Below are 20,934 nucleotides of genomic sequence, written 5' to 3' on the forward strand. Positions count from 1 at the left end.
TACAACTGTTCTACTTTTTATATGGGAATATTTTGTCTTTTTTGTTTGTTTTTATCATATGATAGATTAGGTGATGTCTATGATGATACGCAGGTTAAAGAAAATGCAGTTACTTTGTGGTATTCTTTTGATATTACAATTGGTGTGTTTTCAGTGGATTATTCCTTTTCATTTATTAGCTGTTTTTGTCAGTCTGATTATTATTTTGAATCAAAGATGGTTTAAAGTGATTCAGCTTCAATATCACTTTTATCTGATAGGATTATATTTTTATCGTTTGTGGATTTTAAGTGTGAATGCTTTTTATTTTTTAGATTTAATATATGTTATTTTTTGTTTATATATTGCGATTATGTTAATTCTTTTCTCGTTTCATTGTATCTTATAATGATTTTTTTTGTTATAATGTAGCATAAAGGAGGCGGTTGTATGTTTGGGCATTTGCAGATTTATAGTGCGTATAGTTTTCAACAAAGTACAATATTAATAAAGGATTTAATCCAAGATGCAAAAGCAAAACATCTAGATGCCTTAGCTCTCACAGATAAAAATAATATGTTTGCAGCTATGGAATTTAGTGAAGCATGCCTTCAACATGGGATTAAGCCTATTTTTGGGATGGAAGCCAGTGTCTTGATTGATGGGGATATTTATCCTTTCCTTGTTTTAGCAATTGATGATCATGGATATTTTGATCTTGTGCAGATTTGTTGTGAGATTAATTTAAGCAAGGATCATGCGATTGCTTTAGATCGACTGGCTAGCCATCATGAACATATATTTGTGATTTCGGGATTGGAAGATGGGATTGTGGAGCGTTATGTCATCAAGGAAATGGAAGATGAAGCCATTCGTTATATGCGTTTGTTTCAATCTTTATTTCATGATCATTATTATATAATGCTACAAAATTATCATTTGAAATTTCAGGAGAAGTTCAATGAAAGAATGCTCTCTTTGGCACGATATGTTAAAGTCAAAGTAATTTGTTCTAATGAAGTCAGATATTTAAAAAAACAGGATGCTTTGGCAATTGATTTAATGCAGGCTTCAATACATGGGAATACTTTGGAAGAAAAATATAATCCCCTCACAAGTGAAAAATACTTAAAGACGGAAGCGGAGATGGCGGCTTTATTTCCTCAGGACATCATTGAGGAAACAAAAAATGTTTTATCCATCTGTAAAGCCAGTATTCCTTTACATGAGAAGTATTTGCCAACTTATCCTGTTCCTCATCAGGGTAAGGCTGTGGATTATTTAAGAAGTTTATGCATTGTGGGATTAAAAAAACGTTTTGACAATCAGGAAATTCCAGTTGCATATAAAAAGCGTCTGCAATATGAATTGAATGTGATTCATAAAATGGGATTTGATGACTATTTTTTAATTGTCTGGGATTATGTGCGCTTTGCGAAGGTTCAAAAGATTCAGGTGGGACCAGGAAGAGGAAGTGCTGCCGGAAGTTTGGTAGCCTATGTTTTAGGTATTACCAACATTGATCCTTTGCGCTATGATCTTTTATTTGAGCGTTTCTTAAATCCTGGGCGTGTATCCATGCCTGATATTGATATTGATTTTCAGGATAATCGACGTGATGAAGTCATTCGTTATGTGATTGAAAAATATGGTCAATCCCATGCTGCACAGATTGTAACTTTTAATACATATGGGCCACGTGTGGCCATCAAAGAAATGGGAAAAGTGATGGGAATTCCTTTACCACGTCTAGAATTGATTGCCAAAATGATTCCAACTTCACCCAAAAACAAAAAAACTATCACACAAATGTATCAGACATCCGCTCAATTTCAGCAGTTGATTAATCAGGATTCACGCTTAAAGAAAATTGTTGGTGCAACCAGTGTGATTGAACATTTGCCACGTAATATTTCTACACATGCGGCGGGTGTGATTTTATCAAAAAGAAATTTACAGGAAGTTGTGCCTCTGGTTATTGGACCAACTTCTACATTAATGAGTCAGTATTCTAAGGATTATATTGAAAAAGCAGGCTTTTTAAAAATGGATTTTTTAGCCTTGAAAAATTTAACGATGTTAGATTATATATGTAAAGATATTGAAGCACATCAGGGAAAACCGATTGTTTTAAATCAGATTCCTTTAGATGATGTCAAGACATATCAGCTGATTTCTAGAGCTGATACTTATGGCGTATTTCAATTAGAGTCTCATGGGATGCGTCGTCTGTTAAGACAAATGAAACCTTATTGTTTTGATGATATTGTGGCAGCTATTGCCCTGTTTAGACCGGGACCAATGCAAAATATTTCAACTTATCTCAAACGTCGTGCACATGAGCAGGAAATCACTTATCCGTTAAAAGAATTAGAACCTATTTTAAAATCGACATATGGCATTATGGTTTATCAAGAACAAATGATGCAGGTTGCCCAAAAAATGGCAGGTTTTTCACTTGCGAAAGCTGATATACTAAGGAAAGCCACATCTAAGAAAGAAACGGAATTGATGATGTCAATGAAAAAGGAATTCATTGAGGGCTGTCTTCATAATGGTTATACGCAAGATAAAGCAGAAGAAGTTTTTGGATTGATTGAGAAATTTGCAGATTATGGGTTTAATAAATCACATAGTGTAGCTTATGCTTATGTTGCTTATCAGTTGGCTTATTTAAAAGCCAATTATCCGCTTTATTTCTTTGCTTCTATTTTGTCTAATGAATTATCAAGTGAAAATACAAAATTACATTGTATTCAAGAATGCAAAGCCTATCATTTAGAAATTCTGCCACCATCAGTTAATTATTCTCATGCTCGTTTCATGGTAGAAGATGGTCATATCCGTTATTCTCTACTGGCTATTAAAAATGTTGGCTATGCTGGCTATAAAGCGATTGTGGAAGAACGCCAGAAAGGGGAGTTTGAAGATATTTATGATTTTATGATGCGTATGGAAAATTCACATCTTTCCAAAAAAATGTTAGAATCTTTAGTTGATGCAGGTGCTTTGGATGAATTTGGTATGTCTCGTATGACAATTTTAAAGAATTTAGATGCGATTAGAGACTATGGACATTTAAAAGAAAGTTTAGGTATCGATGAAAAACCTGTTTTAACTATTTATAAAGATCAACAAGAAGAAAAATTAAAGCGAGAGAAAGCTGTTTTAGGTGTTTATTTGTCTATGCATCCATTAGAACTTGTGAAAAAGAAAGTCAATGTCAACTATGTGGATGTTGCATCATTGGATGGATATGTTCATAAGAGTGTGAATGTGGTTGTGCAATTACAAAGAGTGAAAAATATTATTGATCGCAAAGGTCAGGAAATGTGTTTTATCGAAGCTATGGATGAAACGGGAAGTCTTGATGGTGTCGTTTTTGCCTCAAGTTTTCAAAAAATTGGTATGATGTTAAAGAAAGGAAATATTTGTCTTATTCAAGGAAAAGTGGATATGAAGGATAAATTATCGTTGATTGTGGATAAGGCAAAGATTGTGGAATAGATATGGAAGAGTTAATTTTAATTGATGGAAATTCATTGTTGTTTAAAGCTTATTATGCGACAGCTTCAATGGGAAATTTAATGGTCAACAAAGATGGAATTCCAACGAATGCTGTCTTTGGCTTTGCCAATATGCTACAAAAGATATTAGAAAGACAAAGTGCATATATTGTTGTGGCTTTTGATTATGGTAAGAAAACATTTAGAAATGATTTATTAGAAGAATATAAAGCAACGAGAAAGGAAACACCGGATGAACTCAAATGCCAATTTGCAATGGTCAGAGAATTTTTAGATGCTTATCAGATTCCTTATTATGAATTAGAAGGATATGAAGGTGATGATCTGATTGGAACATTATCAAGACTGGGAGAAGAAGATGGATTAAGTGTTTCTATCTTTACAGGTGATAAAGATGCCTTTCAGCTTGTTTCTTCTCAGACAACTGTTTATCGTACAGTCAAAGGCGTAACGCAGTTAGATGTTTATACACCTGAAACAATTCAGGAAAAATATGGACTTCAACCTGATCAGATTCGTGACTTTCTAGGGTTAATGGGGGATAGTGCTGATAATATTCCTGGTATTAAAGGTGTTGGTGAAAAAACAGCTTTGAAATTACTTCATCAATATGGAACTGTAGAAAATTTAAAAGAACATATGGATGAAATCAAAGGAAAGATGGGAGAAAAGATTCGTGAAAATATCGATCTTGGTATTCAATCTAAGAAGATTGCGACCATCTTACGTGATGTTCCTGTAACACTGGATTTAAATCAGGCTCGTTATGAGGGATATGATTTTGAAAAATTGAAAGCTTTCTATACACGTTATGATATGAATTCATTATTAAAAAAGATTTCTGTGGAATCACGAGTTCCTCAAACAACACAGTTAAAATATGAAATCGTTGAAAAGATGCCACCTATTGAAAATGATAGCAGTGTTTTAGGTGCTATTTATGATCAAAACTATCATAAATCCATTGTTTTGGGTTATGCTTTATATAATGATCATCAGGCTTATTTCATAACTTTTGAAAATGCTTTAAAAGATCAGGCATTTTTAGATTATTTACGTGATGAAAACTATCATAAATACAGTTATAATATCAAAGCACAAATCTTATCTGCTAAATGGAATGGCATTGAAATTAAAAGAATGGACTTTGATTTACAGTTGGCTTCTTATATTCTCAATCCAAGTCTGAAAGATGAAATGAAATATATTGCAGATTATTATGGTTATACATCTTTACAATATGAGGAAGAAGTCTTTGGTAAGAATACAAAAAAACATATTCCAGAATTAGATTTATTAGCTAAACATACAGTGAGTAAGGCCAAAGCTATCTATGATTTAAGAAGTCAGGCTATTGAAAAATTGAAACAAGAAGATCAGTATGATCTCTATCAGAATTTAGAGTTACCAGTCACTTATATCTTGGCAGATATGGAATATGTTGGTGCAAAAATAGATGTTGATGTCTTAAAGAAATTAGAAGTGACTTTTGATTCACAGATTAAAAGTATTGAAGAAGATATTTATACTTTAGCAGGGGAAACCTTTAATATTGCCTCACCAAAACAGTTGGGAGATATTCTCTTTAATAAATTAGGTTTACCTAATGGAAAGAAAACAAAGAGTGGATATTCTACATCACAGGATATCTTAGAAAAAATTGAAGATTTACACCCTATTGTGCCACTGATCCAGCAATATCGTATGTTGACAAAGTTATCTTCGACTTATGTTAAAGGTTTACAGGAACAGATTTTCCCAGATGGAAAGATTCATACAATCTTTAATCAGGCTTTGACGCAGACAGGAAGATTGTCATCTATTGATCCTAATTTACAAAATATTCCTGTTCGTCAGGAAGAAGGAAAGCTTATTCGTAAAGCTTTTGTGGCTAGTCATGATTATTTGGTTTCTTTTGACTATTCACAGATTGAACTGCGTATTTTGGCACATTTAGCGAAGGTGAAATCTTTAATAGATGCTTTCCATCAGGATAAGGACATCCATACACATACGGCTGCTCTTGTTTTCAAAGTGAAGGATGAAGAAGTGACACCTCAAATGCGTCGTCAGGCCAAAGCTGTCAATTTTGGCATCATTTATGGTATGGGAGAATTTAGATTGTCTAAACAGATTGGTGTGTCATTATCAGAAGCCCGCGAGTTTATTCGTCGTTATTTTGAAGAATATCCTGAAATTAAGCAGTATATGAATCATGTAGTTGAAGAGTGCCAGAAGCAAGGCTATGTTTCTACTGTGTTAAATCGTAAACGTTATATTCCCACAATCAATGATAAAAATTATATGGTGCGTGAACAGGCAAAACGTTTTGCGATGAATTCTCCAATTCAGGGGAGCGGTGCTGACATTTTGAAATTAGCGATGATTCGTGTAGATCAGCTGATGAAAGAGAAAAAATTAAAATCTCAAATGATTTTACAGGTTCACGATGAATTGATTTTTGATGTCTATGAAGATGAACTGGACGAAATGATGACAATTATCAAATCATCTATGGAAAATGCTTTCCAGATGGCTGTTCCATTAAAAGTAGAAGGAACTTACGCTTCTAACTGGTATGATTTAAAATAGGAGATCATTTATGCCAGAATTACCAGAAGTTGAAACAGTCAGACGTACATTAAAGAATTTTATTATCAATCGTCCTCTTTTAGATATAGATATCTATTATGATCGTATTATTCAGGGAGATCCTGTCACTTTTCAAAAAGCTCTTCAAGGAGAGACAATCATAGATATTGATAGAGTGGGTAAATATCTGATTTTTCTTTGTCAGCATCATGCTTTTATTTCTCATTTGCGAATGGAAGGAAAATTCCATATTGTCTCAAGTGATGAACCTATCAGTAAGCATACACATGTTGTGTTTCATATGGACCATCATGAGGATTTAAGATATCTGGATACGAGAAAGTTTGGGCGCATGGAACTCATTGATCCGCTTCATTACAAAGAGCTTCCACCTTTAAACAAACTTGGACCTGAACCTTTTGAAATCACGACAGAAGCTTTATACCAGCGTCTTCATCATTGTTCTCTGCCTTTAAAGACCGCTTTACTGGATCAAAGCATCATGTGTGGAATTGGGAATATTTATGCCAATGAAATATGCTTTTATATGCGTATTGATCCACGTACGCGTGCTTCTCGTCTGTCTCAAAAAAGAGTCGATGAATTACGCAGAGTATCTATTGATGTCTTGAATCGTGCGATTGAACAGGGTGGCACAACGATTCATTCTTTTGATGCCAATGGTATTCACGGCTTATTTCAGGTGGAATTAAATGTTCATGGGCAAAAAGAGTGTCCAATCTGTCATCAGCCCATTAAAAAAATAATGGTACAAAATCGTGGAACATATTTTTGTCCACATTGTCAAAAGAAACGATATTAAGGAGTGGTGAAAATGAGTCGTGTTATTGGAATTACGGGTTCTATTGCCGTAGGCAAAAGCAGTGTCACACAATATCTGAAGACACACGGTTATTGTGTTTTGGATGCTGATGAGATTTCCCATCAGGCTTTAGAAAAACAAAGTGACTGTTATGATCAGATTATTTCACATTTTGATTGTCTTGATGAACACCAGCAAATCAGTCGTTCAAAATTAGGACAGATTGTGTTTCATGATGCTCAAAAAAAGGCTCTTTTAGAAAGCATTATTCATCCTTATGTTAAAAAATGTTTACAAAAAGGCATTGCAGAATGTAAGGACCCACTTGTCTTTTTAGATGTTCCCTTGCTTTATGAAACACATATGGATGAAATGTGTGATGCTGTTATAGTTGTTTATGTAGATGAACAGACACAGTTAAAGCGATTGATGGCACGTAATCATATTGATGAACAAGAGGCCAGATTATTAATCAATCAACAGATTTCCATTGAAGAGAAAAAACATATGGGTGATTATATTATTGATAATCGTAAAAATTTTGAAGATTTATATCAGAATATAGAAAGGGTTTTAAAGGTGCTCAATGATGAAATTGTATGTCACTGATTTATATCGTGTAGAGATGCACTATCCTTTGGATGAAGTTCAGATGGATACTTTGTATTATCTCTATCAGCCTTTGATTGGCTCACAGGCTTTACAACTGTATATGATGCTTTATATGGAAGGAAAGCGTATGCGTCATTTTATTGCACCTTCTTCATTGTCCAGATTGACTTCATTTCTTTCAATGAATGTTATGGAATTAGAAAAGGCATTTCGTAGTATCGAAGCTATTGGTTTATTGAAATCATATGTCAAACATGATTCTGAGATGACCCAATATGTTTATAGCCTTAACTCACCTTTATCTTTAAAGGCTTTCTTTAAAAATACGATTCTTTCTTCTTTGTTGCAGTTATCTTTATCAGAAGAAGATTTTCAAAAAACAATCCAGTATTTTAAAATTTCGAAAGAGAATCTGGACGGATATGAGGAAGTCACGGCAAGATTTCAGGATGTTTTTACGATTGTCCATAAACCAAAAGGAACACGTCTTTTAAAATATCAGGAAGATTTTTTAGAAAAGCAGTCATCATCATTGACTGTTGATTATGATATGGATCTTTTATATAAAAGCTTATCAGACTATCAGGTCAATCGTTCTTTGTTTTCCAAGGAAGATTTGGAATATGTCATTGGACTCGCACAAGTCTATCGCATTGATGCTTTAACGCTGGCAAGTTTGATGAAAGATGCGATGGAATCAAAAGGTCTCAATAAAAAACGTTTCAGAGCATCTATTCAAAAATATTTTGATGTTCAGCAGAGCTCTCAATTACAGGAAGTCTATCATAAGCAGCCAATGCAATATCAGACAGCAGAGCAGTCTACTTCACCACTTGTTTTACATATGAAATATCTAGATTCTTTAACACCTTATGAATTGTTGAAAGAAAAACAGGGTGGAAAAGAACCTGTTTATCATGATTTGATGATTGTAGAGATGCTGATGGTTCAATTAGGCTTAAAGCCAGCCGTTGTGAATGTGTTGATAGAATATGTGTTAGGTAAAAATAATAATCGTCTATCTAAGCGTTATTGTGAAGCTATTGGGGCTTCATGGGCACGTAAGAAAATCAATACAGCGATGGAAGCATATCATGAATTGATGAATAATCAAGCACCAAGTGAACAGCCAACGGAAGAAACGCCAATGAATACTCAGTCCAATCAGGTGTCTTCTGAAGAACTGATGGACTTATTGAATCAATTGAAGGAGGGACAATTATGAAAAAAATAGCAGATATGATGTTGAATCAGAATATACAACAAATCAAAACAGAGAGTCAGTCTGCCCTTTTAAAAGAAAAGTCTATTCAGGACTTTTTGAATCAGTATCATCTGGATGCCTCTATTATGGAAGATTATTGGGTGGAATTTTTAGATTATAATGATGATTTTCATACTTGTCAGTCATGTTCTTCCTTAGATTCATGTCCAAAAGATAATCCTGGCATGCAAAAAGTTTTAACTTATTATGATCATCAGGTTGTTTTGGAATTACAAAGCTGTCCGTTTGGAAAAGCTATTGAAGAAAAGCGTTTATTGTTGGATCGTTTTGTCATGCGCAATGTCAGTGATGAATTATTGTTGACGGATTTATCATCATTAGAGATTGTCCAAAATGCCCAGTCTTTATCACCAAACCATCAAAATGCTCTTGGTCAAATTTTAAAGTATTCACAATCTCCTTCATCCCAAGGTTTATTTTTACATGGACCCATGGGAAGTGGCAAAACAACATTATTGGCTGGTTTGATGAATGCTCTAGCAAAGAAAAATAAACGTATTGGATTTATTCATTTTCCAACATATTTGATTGATTTGAAAGCAAGTTTTTCAACTGGTGATAGTGAATATGCTATGGAGAAATTGTTGAAGGTTGATTATTTATTGTTAGATGATATTGGAGAAGAAAATATAACATCATGGTCACGTGATGAGATTTTATTAACGATTTTATCGTATCGTTTGTTGAATCATCTGCCAACTTTTTTTACAAGTATGTATGGTTATAATGAGTTAAAAAAGGTGTATACTTTAAAAAAGGGAGACGAAATTCGAGCAAATACAATTATTTCAAAATTGAAAGCGTTAAGCATTGAAATAATGCTTGACTGAGGCAAAATGAAGATATAGAATGTACTCGAAAGTGTAGAACACGCCGTCATTTTATGTTAGAATAATAGGTAATAAAGCGAGAGGAGAAATTGATTATGGTGAAATGTATTGGAGTATTAACTTCTGGTGGAGATGCACCAGGAATGAACGCAGCTATTCGTGCTGTCACAAGAACATGTTTAAATAAGGGGATTAAAATTTACGGGGTAAGATTAGGATATAAAGGACTTCATGAAGGTGATTTTGTAGAATTTGATAGCCATAGTACACGTAATATTATTAACATTGGGGGAACATTCTTAAAATCTGCACGTTTCCCAGAATTTAAAGATCCAAAAGTAAGAGAAGAAGCTATCGAACAAATGAAAAAAGTTGGAATGGAAGCTTTAGTTGTCATTGGGGGAGACGGAAGCTATAATGGTGCTTTAAAATTAACAGAAATGGGAATTAACTGTATTGGAATTCCTGGAACAATTGATAATGATATTCCTGATACTGATTTTACAATTGGATTTGATACTGCATTAAATACAATTGTAGATGCGTTAGATAAATTAAGAGATACATCTAGTTCTCATCAAAGATGTACAATTCTTGAAGTTATGGGAAGAAGATGTGGAGATTTAGCTGTTCATGCAGGACTTGCCTGTGGTGCTGAAATGATTGTGACAAGCGAAAGTGGTTTTGATGAAAATGAAGTTATTGAAACGTTAAAACGTTCAAAAGCTTCTGATAAAAAACATGCTTTGGTTGTTATTACTGAACATATTACTGATGTTCATGAGCTTGCAAAACGTGTTGAAGAAGCAACAGGATTTGAAACACGTGCCAATGTTTTAGGACATATGCAAAGAGGTGGACGTCCTTCTGCGAGAGACCGTGTGCTTGCCACTCGTATGGGAATTAAAGCTGTTGAATTACTTGAAGAAGGAAAAGGTGGACTTTGCGTCAGCGATGTCAAAGGTGAAATTGTTGGACTTCCAATTACTGAAGTTTTAGGACATAAACGTGAAGTCAATAAAGGTATTTACGAAGATGTTTTAAAACTTCGTTAAATATAAATTGAGCTATAGGAGATTAATTGAGAATGAAAGATAAGATGAAGAAGACAAAGATTATTTGTACGATTGGACCTGCTTCTGAAGATCCAAAAATGTTGAAAAAATTAGTTTTAGCTGGTATGAATGTTATGCGTTGTAATTTCTCTCATGGTAATTATGATGAACATGGTAGAAAAATGCAGACAATGCGTGATGTGAATGCTGAACTTGGTACACATTGTGCTATTTTATTAGATACAAAAGGGCCAGAAATCAGAACTGGTGATTTTGAAGGTGGATTCACTGAATTTAAAAAAGGTCAAGTCTCAGTTATCTGTACAGAAGATATTGTTGGAACTGCAGATCGTTTTACAATCACTTATAAAGATTTATATAAGGATGTTAAACCTGGTGGATTTATCTTAGTCAATGACGGACAAGTAGAATTATTAGTAGACCATGTTGAAGGTACAGACATTGTATGTGTATGTGCTAACGATGGTAAAGTGAAAAACAAGCGTGGAATCAACGTTCCTGGTATTGAATTAGGATTTGATTTCATTTCTGAAAAAGACAGAGCAGACTTAGAGTTTGGATGTCAACAAGATGTTGATTACATTGCAGCATCATTTGTACGTCGTCCACAAGACGTTTTAGATGTGAAAAAAGTATTAGTTGAAAATGGTAAACCAGATATTCAAATCATCGCTAAGATTGAAAATAGCGAAGGTGTTGAAAAAATGGATGATATCATCAAAGTTGCTGATGGAATCATGGTTGCTCGTGGAGATTTAGGTGTAGAAGTTCCAGCTGAAGATGTTCCATTAATTCAAAAAGAATTAATTAGAAAATGTAAAGCTGCTGGTAAAGTTGTTATTACAGCAACTCAAATGCTTGAATCTATGCAAGAAAATCCAAGACCAACTCGTGCCGAAGTAAGTGACGTTGCAAATGCGATTTTTGATGGAACTGATGCGATTATGTTATCAGGAGAATCTGCACAAGGTAAATATCCTGAAGAAGCTGTTATGGTTATGAACAAAATTGCTTTAAAAACAGAATCTACATTAGATTATGATTCTTTACATAGAAAAGCAGTGAGAACTGCAGCTGATGATACTTCTGAAGCTATCTGTATGTCAGTTGCTGAAATTGCAACAAAATTCAATGTTGCAGCTATTGTTGCTTTCACAGAATCTGGATTCACTGCTAAGAAAATGTCTAGATATAGACCAGAATGTCCAATTATTGCAGCAACTCCATATGAAAAGACAACTAAGAAATTAGCTATTAACTGGGGTGTTAAACCTGTGACTTGTAAACATATGGATACAAGAGAAGGTTTATTAAACTTAGCAGAAGTTATTGCAAAAGAAAACGGTGTTAATGCTGGAGAAACTATCCTTGTTACTGGAGGAACTCCAGGTGTTGGCGGATCAACAAATTACTTACAATTAATCACTGTAAAATAAATTTTCAATCAATTTTTATTTATTCAATCAAGTATCACATCAAAGTGATACTTTTTAAAAAAATTTCTTTTTTAGAGATTTTTTCATATTTTATACACAACTCTATGATATTTTAATAATGGAAAAAGAATTTGATTTGTTTTTTTATGATGAAAGGAGCATGAATAACTATGTTTTATCATACAGGTGATAAATTAAAGATTTGTGCGTATCTCTTTGCGATTTTAAGTATTATCAAATCATTATTGCAACAATTATGTTTCCATATTGTCTCAATGAATACATTTTGGAGATTAACACAAGATATCTTTTTATCCCTGTTGATTGCATTGCTTATCTATGCTTTTGGCTGTATGATTAAAAAACATGAAGATAATGAAATATCGTAAAAAATGACGGGGGGGGGGGTTAGACGAAATGACTTACAAAGTATCAGGGATGATAAAGATTTGTGCTTATATTTTCTTGATTGGAAATATTGTGAATCAAGGTTATTCAATTGCGAAAAATACATCGTATCTCAATACTGGCCAATTGATGGGAGTTGAGTCCATGCTGATGATGCTTTGGTCTTGTTTTATCTCCTTTTTAATCTCTTTAATTATTTATGGTATTGGAGAAATTATTGAATATTATGAAATAAAGAGAACAAAAGAAACAGATGTCTTGACAAACAAAAATAATGATGTAAAATAACCTTACAAGCAATGATTTAGGATATGTTTTTATAAGTGAATGTTTAGAGAGAAGATGGTTGGTGAAAATCTTGGATAGCTTATAAAAGTACTCCCTAATAAGCTACACTCGAAAGAGAAGGTCGTCAAACCGCGTTAAGGTTAAGAGGTTATCTGTTAAGATAATGAATAAAGGTGGTACCACGAGATTTCGTCCTTTGGATGAAATCTCTTTTTTATTAAAAAGGGGGGGGAAGATCATGAAAAAGGGATATTTAGAATTTCCATCTGAAAAACATGAACAATCTATGAAAGAGATGATTCAGGCTATGAAAGATGAGAATAATCCTTTTGGTATCAATGGTGATGGTTTTTTTGAAAGATTTGGCACCTACCAGCAATGGGTTTCAAGATTAAAAAAGAATCATTTAGGCATTGAATTAGATGATGGTTTTGTACCAAGTACTGAGTTTTTATATGTTGTTGATGATGTAGTCATTGGATGTATTAATATTCGACATTGTTTAAATGAAGCTTTAAGACGTCAAGGTGGTCATATTGGTTATTCGATTCATCCTGATTATCGAAGACAAGGATATGCAACGGACATGTTGAAACAAGCTTTAAAATTCTGTCAGCAATGGGAAATAGAACCAGTACTGATAACCTGCCATTATGAAAATATTACATCAAGAAAAACAATTGAAAAATGTGGTGGCATTTTTGAGAGTCAATATGAAGATACATTAAGATTTTGGATTGGAGGAGAAAATAATGAGAGATTTTAAAAATGAAGAAGCATTGAATACTTTAAATCATTCATGTGCTCATGTGATGGCACAAGCTGTGAAGCATTTATATCCACAGGCGAAATTCTGGGTAGGACCAGTTGTCAGTGAAGGATTTTATTATGATATTGATTTAGGTGATCAGGTGATTACTGATGAAGATTTACCTAAAATTGAAAAAGAAATGAAAAAAATCTGCAAAGATGGAAAAAGAATTATCAGAGAAGAAATCTCTAAAGAAGAAGCTTTAGAAATGTTCAAAGATGATCCATATAAATTAGATTTGATTGATGGATTAGAAGATGGACATATTACATGTTATCGTCAAGGGGATTTTGTTGATTTATGTAGAGGTCCACACGTAGAAACTGTTAAATTATGTAAGAACTTTAAATTGTTAAAACATTCAGGAGCTTATTGGAAAGGTGATAAAAACAATAAAGTACTTCAAAGAATTTATGGCGTTTGTTTTCCAACAGCTGAAGAATTGCAGGAACATTTAGATTTTCTTGAAGAAGCTAAGAAAAGAGATCATAAAAAATTAGGTAAAGAATTAGATTTATTTATGATGAGTGAATATGCCCCAGGGATGCCATTTTTCTTACCACATGGTATGTTGTTAAGAAATACACTAGAACAATATTGGTATGAAGAACATGCGAAAGAGGGATATCAGTTCATTAAAACACCAATTATGATGTCAAGAGAATTATGGGAAATCTCAGGACATTGGGATAACTATAAAGAAAATATGTATACAAGTGAAGTGGATGATCGTGAATTTGCGATTAAACCTATGAACTGCCCAGGAAGTATGCTTGTTTATAAAAACAGTCTACATTCTTATAAAGATTTGCCACTTCGTATGGGAGAACTTGGTCAAGTCCATCGTCATGAAGCCAGTGGAGCTTTAAATGGATTGTTTAGAGTTCGTACATTCACACAGGATGATGCGCATATCTTTATGACACCTGATCAGATTGAAAGTGAAGTTGTGCGTTTGATTGCCTTTATCGACCGTGTTTATTCTAATTTAGGATTACCATATGATATTGAATTATCTACACGTCCAGAAGAAAAATATATTGGAGATTTGGAAATCTGGGAAAAGAGTGAAGCTGCTTTAGCAGCTGCATGTAAAGCAGCAGGGAAAGATTTTAAAGTCAATCCAGGTGATGGAGCTTTCTATGGACCAAAGCTTGACTTCCATGTTAGAGATTCTTTAGGAAGAGTTTGGCAGTGTGGAACAATCCAATTAGACATGAACTTACCTGAAAGATTTGATTTAACATATGTTGATCATAATGGTGAAAAAGTCAGACCAGTTATGTTACATCGTGTTATCTTTGGATCTATTGAAAGATTTATTGGTATTTTGATTGAACACTTTGGAGGAGCATTCCCATTATGGTTGGCACCAACACAAGTCAAAGTTATTCCTGTTAAAAATGAATATCATTTAGAATATTCTAAAGAAGTTTTCAAACTTTTAGAAGAAAAAGGTGTTCGTGTAGAATTAGATGACCGTGAAGAAAAAGTAGGTTATCGTATTCGTGAAGCACAGATGAAGAAAATTCCATATCAGTTGGTTTTAGGAGATAAGGAAAGAGATGAAAAAACAGTTACTTATCGTCATTATGGTGAACAAAAACAAACAACTGTTTCATTGGATGAATTTGTGAATATGGTTTTAAAACAAATTGAAGATAAGACAAGATAGCGAGTTGAGTAACTCGCTTTTTTGGTACTAAAAAAGTTATTTCATGGATTTATGAAATAACTTTAAGCTTTTATTCATATAAAGCAGTAGATAAGTAACGATCACCACCATCAGGTAATAAAACAACGATATTTTTATCTTTGTTTTCTTGTTGTCTTGCTAAAGTTTTGGCAGCATATAAAGCAGCCCCTGAAGAAATACCAGTGAGAATTCCTTCTTTTTGAGCTAACTCTCTTGCCGCTTCAAAAGCTTCATCAGTAGAAACTGTTATGATCTGGTCATAAATATCTGTGTTTAAAGTTTCAGGCACAAAGTTAGCTCCAATACCTTGAATTTGATGAGGACCAGCTTTTCCTTGAGAAAGCAATGGTGAGTCATGGGGTTCTACTGCAACGATGCGGACATGTGAATTTTTTTCTTTTAAGTAGCGACCAACACCACTGATTGTCCCACCTGTACCAATTCCTGCCACAAAAATATCAATTTGACCATTCATCTGTTCGTCGATTTCTGGACCAGTAGATTGGTAGTGAGCTTTTGGATTGCTTGGATTAGTGAATTGACTTGGAATGAAGCTACCAGGTATTTCTTTGGCTAATTGTTCTGCTTTTGCGATAGCTCCACTCATTCCTTCTTTACCAGGTGTTAACACCAGTTTAGCACCAAAAGCTTTCATGAGTTTTCTTCTTTCTTCACTCATTGTATCTGGCATAACAATGATTACTTTGAAACCTAAAGCAGTTCCAATGGCACATAATCCAATCCCTGTATTACCACTTGTCGGCTCAATGATTGTATCTCCTGTCTTTAATTGACCATTTTCAATAGCATCTAAAATCATTGTTTTTGCCACACGGTCTTTGACACTTCCGGCGGGATTATAATATTCCAGTTTTGCAAAGAGATGTCCATATAACTGATTCTGTTCTTCAACGCGATGTAACTGTAAGATAGGTGTCTGACCCGTCATTTCTTGTATACTATGATAAACTTTCATTTCAAAAGCCTCCTTTTCAATTTTTTTCATTATAGAAAGTATACACCAAAAAAGCAAAGAATATGATAAAACTTTTCAGTATTCATGAAAGATAATAATGTAAAGTTCTTAAGAAGAAATGAATATTCTTCACAAAAAATGTCTATTCTATGTTATAATGAAGAAACATAAAGGGAGGAATAAATATGATTTGTTATCATAAAAATGATATAAATGATTTAAAAAATCATGAAGGGAAATATTATATGCCTAGTGCTTTATTTGATACGATGCAGTATAAAATGGTTCGTCTTGAAGTGAAATGGGCATATGTTGCTTGTCTTAATGTAATGCTGGAAAGCCCATCATATGATAATGAAGGAAATGCTTATATTAAAGATGATCATCCACAGATGATAGAAGTTTTAAAAGATTTGGCTCATAAAAAGGTTGATCAACAGAAAGTGGATGGTTATATTCAAGAATTAGAAGATTGTGGATTGGCACATCGAGATGGTAGAAATATTTATTTGAAAAAGATTTCAAATATTTTTTAGGAGGATATTATGTTTGATCAGATTGTCAAAAAAACAATTTCCAACTATCAGCAGGTAGAAAATCCAGAGGTTAGAGAAAGATATGGAACACTGTGTAGTGTTCTTTCTATTATATGTAACTGTATTATGGTGATTTTTAAGTTGTTTTTTGGGTTACTGACCCATTCAGTTGCTATTATGGCTGATGGATTTAACAATCTTTCTGATATGGGGAGCAATTTAGCTACTTTTTTTGGTTTTAAATTGGCAGGAAAACATCCCGATAGTGATCATCCATATGGACATGGACGTTATGAATATATTGCCGGATTGATTATTTCATTTTTAATTTTATTGGTGGCTTTTTCATCGTTGAAAGAATCTGCTATGAAAATTTGGCAACCAGAAGCTTTAAATTTTAGCTGGGGCGCTGTTATTGTTTTAATTGTATCTATATTAATGAAGTTATGGATGGCATCTTTTAACAATAAGGCTGGGAAACTGATTGATTCGCCATCACTGAAGGCAGCTTCACAGGATAGTTTAAATGATGTTTGTACAACATTTGCGACATTATTGTCACTATGCTTAAGTTTATTCACATCATTACCACTTGATGGTATCATTGGTATTGTTGTATCTTTGTTTGTGCTTAAATCTGGTATTGATATTTTTAAAGATACAGTTGACCCATTGTTAGGAAAAGCACCTGATAAGGCTTTGGTTGATGATATTTATCAGTATGTCTTATCTTTTGATAAAGTATTAGGTATCCATGATTTTATGTTACATGATTATGGACCAGGACGTCAGTACATGACTTTCCACGCAGAAGTAGATTGTCATGAGGATGTGATGGAAATCCATGATCAGATTGATATAATTGAAAGAGGATTATTGGAAAAGTACAACATTTTAACAACAATTCATATGGATCCTATTGATACAACTGACGCTTTCACAAATGAACTCAAACAAAGAGTCATTGATATTGTGAAAAATATAAATCAGCAATATAGTATTCATGACTTTCGTCTGGTGAGAGGGCCTACACATACAAATCTAATTTTTGATGTGCTATTACCAGCTGATGATGAGATATCTCATCAGGAATTGAAACAAAAGATTACGAAAGCTGTTCAACAAATCAATCCACAATATTTTTGTGTGATTCAAATTGATCATGCTTTTTTATAAAAAAGTGTTTGACAAATCTTTATAGAAAAGATAATATATTATTAACAACAGTGAAGAGAAGAGTAGTTTATGATGATTTTATAGAGAGTTCTTGGTTGGTGGAAAAGAATATTGAGGCATAAATGAAGATGGTCTTGGAGTTTCATTAGTGAATTTTTAGCTAATGGCGGGTGTACCCGTTATCGTACTAGAGTATGTTGGTACTCGAAGAGGTTGTTGTAGTGATGCAACAATGAATTAAGGTGGTAACACGGGTTATAACTCGTCCTTAGATGGACGAGTTTTTTTATTTGTAAAGGAGGGGTTGGATGATTGAATTAAAGCATATTCAAAAAGTATTTAAGACACCTAAAGGTGATATTCATGCCTGTCAAGATGTGAATCTTTCAATCAGAGATGGTGAAATCTTTGGTGTCATTGGATATAGTGGTGCTGGAAAGTCAACACTGGTACGTATTATCAACCAGTTAGAAAAGCAGACAAGTGGAGAAGTTTTGATTGATGGTGAGGATATTTCTTTATTGAATGCAAAAGATTTACGACAAAGACGTACAAAGATGGGAATGATCTTTCAGCATTTTAATTTATTGTGGTCAAGAACAGTTCAAAAGAATATAGAGTTACCTTTAGAAATTGCAGGTATTGAAAAAGCAAAAAGAGTGCAAAAAGCGAAAGAACTGATAGAACTGGTTGGGTTACAGGGACGTGAAAATGCTTATCCAAGTGAATTATCAGGTGGACAGAAACAACGTGTTGGAATTGCTAGAGCATTAGCTAATGATCCAAGTATTCTCTTATGTGATGAAGCAACAAGTGCCTTGGATCCAGATACAACAGAACAGATTTTAGATTTACTGAAAGATATTAATCGAAAATTAGGTATTACGATTGTGATGATTACCCATCAGATGGAAGTTGTTCAAAAGATTTGCCATCGTATTGCAGTGATGAGTGAAGGAAAAGTTGTCGAAGAGGGTAGTGTGAAAGATATCTTTGAACATCCACGTCACCCAATTACGAAACGTTTTGTGAGAGATATATCAAGTAAGGTTGACGATGATAAACAAAATGAAAACTTAAAGCAAATATATCCAGATGGCATACTTCTTCGTTTGACTTTTGATGAAGATATTTCTAGACAGCCGATTGTATCTCGTGTTATGAAACAGACCCAATTAGATATTAGTATTGTCTCAGGTAATTTAACAAATACCATAGATAGTTCATTTGGTGTTTTGATTATTAATGTACTTGGGGGGAATTCTCAAGATTATGAGCAGATTATCAAACAATTTGAAGAATATCATGTGATTGTGGAGGTGATATAAAATGAATGAATTCTTAAGTGAAATTGATTGGGATGCTATGGTTGTTGCGATTCAAGAAACATTACTGATGACAATCATTTCATTAGTGATTGCAGTAGTATTAGGATTTATTTTAGGAATTATTCTTTATATTACCAAAGAAGATGGACTTTATCCGCAAAAGGTTGTTCATCGTATCTTAGATTTCATTGTCAATCTGTTTAGAGCAATTCCATTTATTATTTTAATTTTCTTGCTTTTACAATTCACAATGGCCATCATGGGAACGATGTTAGGAGTTAAAGGAGCACTACCTGCTTTGATTTTATCCAGTGCCCCATTCTATGCGCGTATGTGTATGATTGCCTTAAGTGAAATTGATAAAGGAACCATTGAAGCCAGTAAGGCCATGGGTGCCAGCAATTGGCAAATTATTACAAAAGTTCTGATTCCAGAAGCGAAACCAGCTCTTGTTTCAAGTATTACAGTCATGGGAATTTCTCTGGTAGGATATACGGCAATGGCTGGATGTATTGGGGCTGGCGGTTTAGGAAACTTAGCCTATATGTATGGTTATGCGAGGCAAAATATGCCAGTCATGTATACCGCGACATTCTTTGTTTTGGTGATTGTCTTTGTGATACAGATTATTGGTGATTTAATAGTGAAAAGAATTGATAAGAGATAGGGAGGAAAACATTTATGAAAAAATTATTATTAAGTCTTTGTGCATTATTTTTAGCTGTAAGTTTAACAGGATGTGGAGGTGGAGACAGTGCTTCTCGTGATGATAAAACTTTAACTGTTTCAGCTACATTGGACCCACATTCTAAGATTTTAGAAGAAGCCAAACCAATATTAAAAGAAAGATATGATATTGATTTAAACATTAAAGTTTTAGATGATTATTACATCTTCAACAAAGCTTTAGATGAAGGTGAAGTTGATGCCAATTATTTCCAACATCGACCATTCTTTGAAGGAGAAGTAGCTGAACATGGTTATAAAATTGTTGAAGCAGCAGGTATTCATTTAGAACCATTTGGATTCTATTCAAAAACAATCAAAGATATTCAAGATATTCCAGACAATGCAGAAGTTATTATTTCTAACTCTGTTGCTGATCATGGAAGAATTTTAGGAATCTTAGAAGATGCAGGAATCATTGAAATCAATGATAATGTAGAACGTCTTGAAGCTACAACAAAAGATATTACATCTAATCCTAAAAACTTAACATTTACAGAAGTTAAACCGGAATTACTTGCGACAACATTTAATAATGGTGAAGGTGATTTGGTTGCTATTAATGGAAACTATGCTTTACAAGGTGGTTTAAATCCAACTGAAGATGCTTTAATCATTGAACAAGTTAATGAAGATAATCCTTATATTAATATTGTGGCTGTTCAAGAAGGACATGAAAATGATGAAAAGATTAAAGCTTTAATTGAAGTCTTAAAATCTGATGAAATTAAAGAATTTGTTGATAAACAATATAAAGGTGCAGTTGTCATGGTAGACTAAGATGGGAGAAATCTCATCTTTTTCATTTTTATTTCACTTTTCTATGCTA

General features: G+C 33.5%; 19 protein-coding genes and 1 other annotated feature. Of the genes, 18 read left to right on the plus strand and 1 reads right to left on the minus strand.

Going from position 1 to position 20,934, the window contains the following annotated elements; translation table 11 throughout:
- The first annotated feature begins 79 nt into the window (after positions 1-79).
- The 13 genes from ACZYT4_RS03455 to thrS all read left to right on the plus strand — a co-directional run bounded on the left by ACZYT4_RS03455 (position 80) and on the right by thrS (position 15,342).
- Positions 80-388 (plus strand): hypothetical protein, encoded by a 309-nt coding sequence (locus tag ACZYT4_RS03455; protein ID WP_463782291.1) that lies wholly within the window; start codon positions 80-82, stop codon positions 386-388.
- Between the two features lie 41 nt (positions 389-429).
- A complete protein-coding gene (dnaE, locus tag ACZYT4_RS03460; RefSeq protein ID WP_463782295.1) occupies positions 430-3,486 on the plus strand; it encodes a DNA polymerase III subunit alpha in 3,057 nt (1,018 codons plus the stop codon).
- Between the two features lie 2 nt (positions 3,487-3,488).
- Positions 3,489-6,098, plus strand: a complete 2,610-nt coding sequence (gene polA / locus ACZYT4_RS03465; protein ID WP_463782298.1) for a DNA polymerase I — start codon at positions 3,489-3,491, stop codon at positions 6,096-6,098.
- Between the two features lie 10 nt (positions 6,099-6,108).
- Positions 6,109-6,921 carry a DNA-formamidopyrimidine glycosylase gene (gene mutM / locus ACZYT4_RS03470; protein ID WP_463782305.1) on the plus strand — a complete coding sequence of 271 codons (813 nt, stop codon included), beginning with the start codon at positions 6,109-6,111 and terminating at the stop codon, positions 6,919-6,921.
- A 12-nt stretch (positions 6,922-6,933) separates the two neighbouring features.
- Positions 6,934-7,530 carry a dephospho-CoA kinase gene (coaE, locus tag ACZYT4_RS03475; protein WP_463782309.1) on the plus strand — a complete coding sequence of 199 codons (597 nt, stop codon included), beginning with the start codon at positions 6,934-6,936 and terminating at the stop codon, positions 7,528-7,530.
- Complete coding sequence (locus ACZYT4_RS03480; RefSeq protein WP_463782311.1) at positions 7,511-8,758, plus strand: DnaD domain protein; 1,248 nt, start codon at positions 7,511-7,513, stop codon at positions 8,756-8,758. Before coaE ends, ACZYT4_RS03480 begins: the two co-directional genes overlap by 20 nt.
- Complete coding sequence (locus ACZYT4_RS03485; RefSeq protein WP_463782313.1) at positions 8,755-9,648, plus strand: ATP-binding protein; 894 nt, start codon at positions 8,755-8,757, stop codon at positions 9,646-9,648. The genes ACZYT4_RS03480 and ACZYT4_RS03485 overlap by 4 nt, the downstream gene beginning before the upstream one ends.
- Before the next feature lie 95 nt (positions 9,649-9,743).
- A complete protein-coding gene (gene pfkA, locus ACZYT4_RS03490; protein ID WP_463782315.1) occupies positions 9,744-10,703 on the plus strand; it encodes a 6-phosphofructokinase in 960 nt (319 codons plus the stop codon).
- 32 nt (positions 10,704-10,735) lie between these two features.
- A complete protein-coding gene (gene pyk / locus ACZYT4_RS03495; protein ID WP_463782318.1) occupies positions 10,736-12,160 on the plus strand; it encodes a pyruvate kinase in 1,425 nt (474 codons plus the stop codon).
- Between the two features lie 170 nt (positions 12,161-12,330).
- A complete protein-coding gene (locus ACZYT4_RS03500) occupies positions 12,331-12,549 on the plus strand; it encodes a hypothetical protein (protein WP_463782321.1) in 219 nt (72 codons plus the stop codon).
- 28 nt (positions 12,550-12,577) lie between these two features.
- Positions 12,578-12,856, plus strand: a complete 279-nt coding sequence (locus ACZYT4_RS03505) for a hypothetical protein (RefSeq protein WP_463782324.1) — start codon at positions 12,578-12,580, stop codon at positions 12,854-12,856.
- 238 nt (positions 12,857-13,094) lie between these two features.
- Positions 13,095-13,622 (plus strand): GNAT family N-acetyltransferase, encoded by a 528-nt coding sequence (locus ACZYT4_RS03510; RefSeq protein WP_463782326.1) that lies wholly within the window; start codon positions 13,095-13,097, stop codon positions 13,620-13,622.
- A complete protein-coding gene (gene thrS, locus ACZYT4_RS03515; RefSeq protein WP_463782328.1) occupies positions 13,609-15,342 on the plus strand; it encodes a threonine--tRNA ligase in 1,734 nt (577 codons plus the stop codon). Before ACZYT4_RS03510 ends, thrS begins: the two co-directional genes overlap by 14 nt.
- Positions 15,343-15,412: 70 nt before the next feature.
- On the opposite strand, the gene cysK is transcribed toward thrS, so the two are convergent.
- Positions 15,413-16,339: a cysteine synthase A gene (gene cysK, locus ACZYT4_RS03520; RefSeq protein WP_463782330.1), complete on the minus strand. Its 927-nt coding sequence runs from the start codon at positions 16,337-16,339 to the stop codon at positions 15,413-15,415.
- A 185-nt stretch (positions 16,340-16,524) separates the two neighbouring features.
- On the opposite strand from cysK, the gene ACZYT4_RS03525 reads away from it, so the two are divergent.
- From ACZYT4_RS03525 to ACZYT4_RS03545, 5 genes are all read left to right on the plus strand, one after another.
- A complete protein-coding gene (locus ACZYT4_RS03525) occupies positions 16,525-16,875 on the plus strand; it encodes a hypothetical protein (protein WP_463782332.1) in 351 nt (116 codons plus the stop codon).
- A gap of 9 nt (positions 16,876-16,884) precedes the next feature.
- Positions 16,885-18,051, plus strand: coding sequence for a cation diffusion facilitator family transporter (locus ACZYT4_RS03530; RefSeq protein ID WP_463782334.1), 1,167 nt, complete (start codon positions 16,885-16,887; stop codon positions 18,049-18,051).
- 41 nt (positions 18,052-18,092) lie between these two features.
- Positions 18,093-18,324: a binding site (T-box leader), on the plus strand.
- 35 nt (positions 18,325-18,359) lie between these two features.
- Positions 18,360-19,379: a methionine ABC transporter ATP-binding protein gene (locus tag ACZYT4_RS03535; RefSeq protein WP_463782337.1), complete on the plus strand. Its 1,020-nt coding sequence runs from the start codon at positions 18,360-18,362 to the stop codon at positions 19,377-19,379.
- Position 19,380: 1 nt separating this feature from the next.
- Entirely contained in the window at positions 19,381-20,046 is a 666-nt protein-coding gene (locus tag ACZYT4_RS03540; RefSeq protein ID WP_463782340.1) for a methionine ABC transporter permease, read from the plus strand.
- 14 nt (positions 20,047-20,060) lie between these two features.
- Positions 20,061-20,885 (plus strand): MetQ/NlpA family ABC transporter substrate-binding protein, encoded by an 825-nt coding sequence (locus ACZYT4_RS03545; protein ID WP_463782342.1) that lies wholly within the window; start codon positions 20,061-20,063, stop codon positions 20,883-20,885.
- The last annotated feature ends 49 nt before the right edge of the window (positions 20,886-20,934 follow it).

The organism is Massilimicrobiota sp. mt181, from assembly GCF_055420065.1.

What these genes read in the sequence shown, in the direction of transcription:
- dnaE (WP_463782295.1), top strand. Translation starts at nt 430, where the DNA reads ATGTTTGGGCATTTGCAGATTTATAGTGCGTATAGTTTTCAACAAAGT.
- ACZYT4_RS03510 (WP_463782326.1), top strand. Translation starts at nt 13,095, where the DNA reads ATGAAAAAGGGATATTTAGAATTTCCATCTGAAAAACATGAACAATCT.
- cysK (WP_463782330.1), bottom strand. Translation starts at nt 16,339, where the DNA reads ATGAAAGTTTATCATAGTATACAAGAAATGACGGGTCAGACACCTATC.
- ACZYT4_RS03530 (WP_463782334.1), top strand. Translation starts at nt 16,885, where the DNA reads ATGTTTGATCAGATTGTCAAAAAAACAATTTCCAACTATCAGCAGGTA.
- ACZYT4_RS03525 (WP_463782332.1), top strand. Translation starts at nt 16,525, where the DNA reads ATGATTTGTTATCATAAAAATGATATAAATGATTTAAAAAATCATGAA.
- coaE (WP_463782309.1), top strand. Translation starts at nt 6,934, where the DNA reads ATGAGTCGTGTTATTGGAATTACGGGTTCTATTGCCGTAGGCAAAAGC.
- ACZYT4_RS03545 (WP_463782342.1), top strand. Translation starts at nt 20,061, where the DNA reads ATGAAAAAATTATTATTAAGTCTTTGTGCATTATTTTTAGCTGTAAGT.
- ACZYT4_RS03535 (WP_463782337.1), top strand. Translation starts at nt 18,360, where the DNA reads ATGATTGAATTAAAGCATATTCAAAAAGTATTTAAGACACCTAAAGGT.
- pyk (WP_463782318.1), top strand. Translation starts at nt 10,736, where the DNA reads ATGAAAGATAAGATGAAGAAGACAAAGATTATTTGTACGATTGGACCT.
- ACZYT4_RS03500 (WP_463782321.1), top strand. Translation starts at nt 12,331, where the DNA reads ATGTTTTATCATACAGGTGATAAATTAAAGATTTGTGCGTATCTCTTT.
- ACZYT4_RS03505 (WP_463782324.1), top strand. Translation starts at nt 12,578, where the DNA reads ATGACTTACAAAGTATCAGGGATGATAAAGATTTGTGCTTATATTTTC.
- ACZYT4_RS03480 (WP_463782311.1), top strand. Translation starts at nt 7,511, where the DNA reads ATGAAATTGTATGTCACTGATTTATATCGTGTAGAGATGCACTATCCT.
- ACZYT4_RS03485 (WP_463782313.1), top strand. Translation starts at nt 8,755, where the DNA reads ATGAAAAAAATAGCAGATATGATGTTGAATCAGAATATACAACAAATC.
- ACZYT4_RS03455 (WP_463782291.1), top strand. Translation starts at nt 80, where the DNA reads ATGATGATACGCAGGTTAAAGAAAATGCAGTTACTTTGTGGTATTCTT.
- mutM (WP_463782305.1), top strand. Translation starts at nt 6,109, where the DNA reads ATGCCAGAATTACCAGAAGTTGAAACAGTCAGACGTACATTAAAGAAT.
- thrS (WP_463782328.1), top strand. Translation starts at nt 13,609, where the DNA reads ATGAGAGATTTTAAAAATGAAGAAGCATTGAATACTTTAAATCATTCA.
- pfkA (WP_463782315.1), top strand. Translation starts at nt 9,744, where the DNA reads ATGGTGAAATGTATTGGAGTATTAACTTCTGGTGGAGATGCACCAGGA.
- ACZYT4_RS03540 (WP_463782340.1), top strand. Translation starts at nt 19,381, where the DNA reads ATGAATGAATTCTTAAGTGAAATTGATTGGGATGCTATGGTTGTTGCG.
- polA (WP_463782298.1), top strand. Translation starts at nt 3,489, where the DNA reads ATGGAAGAGTTAATTTTAATTGATGGAAATTCATTGTTGTTTAAAGCT.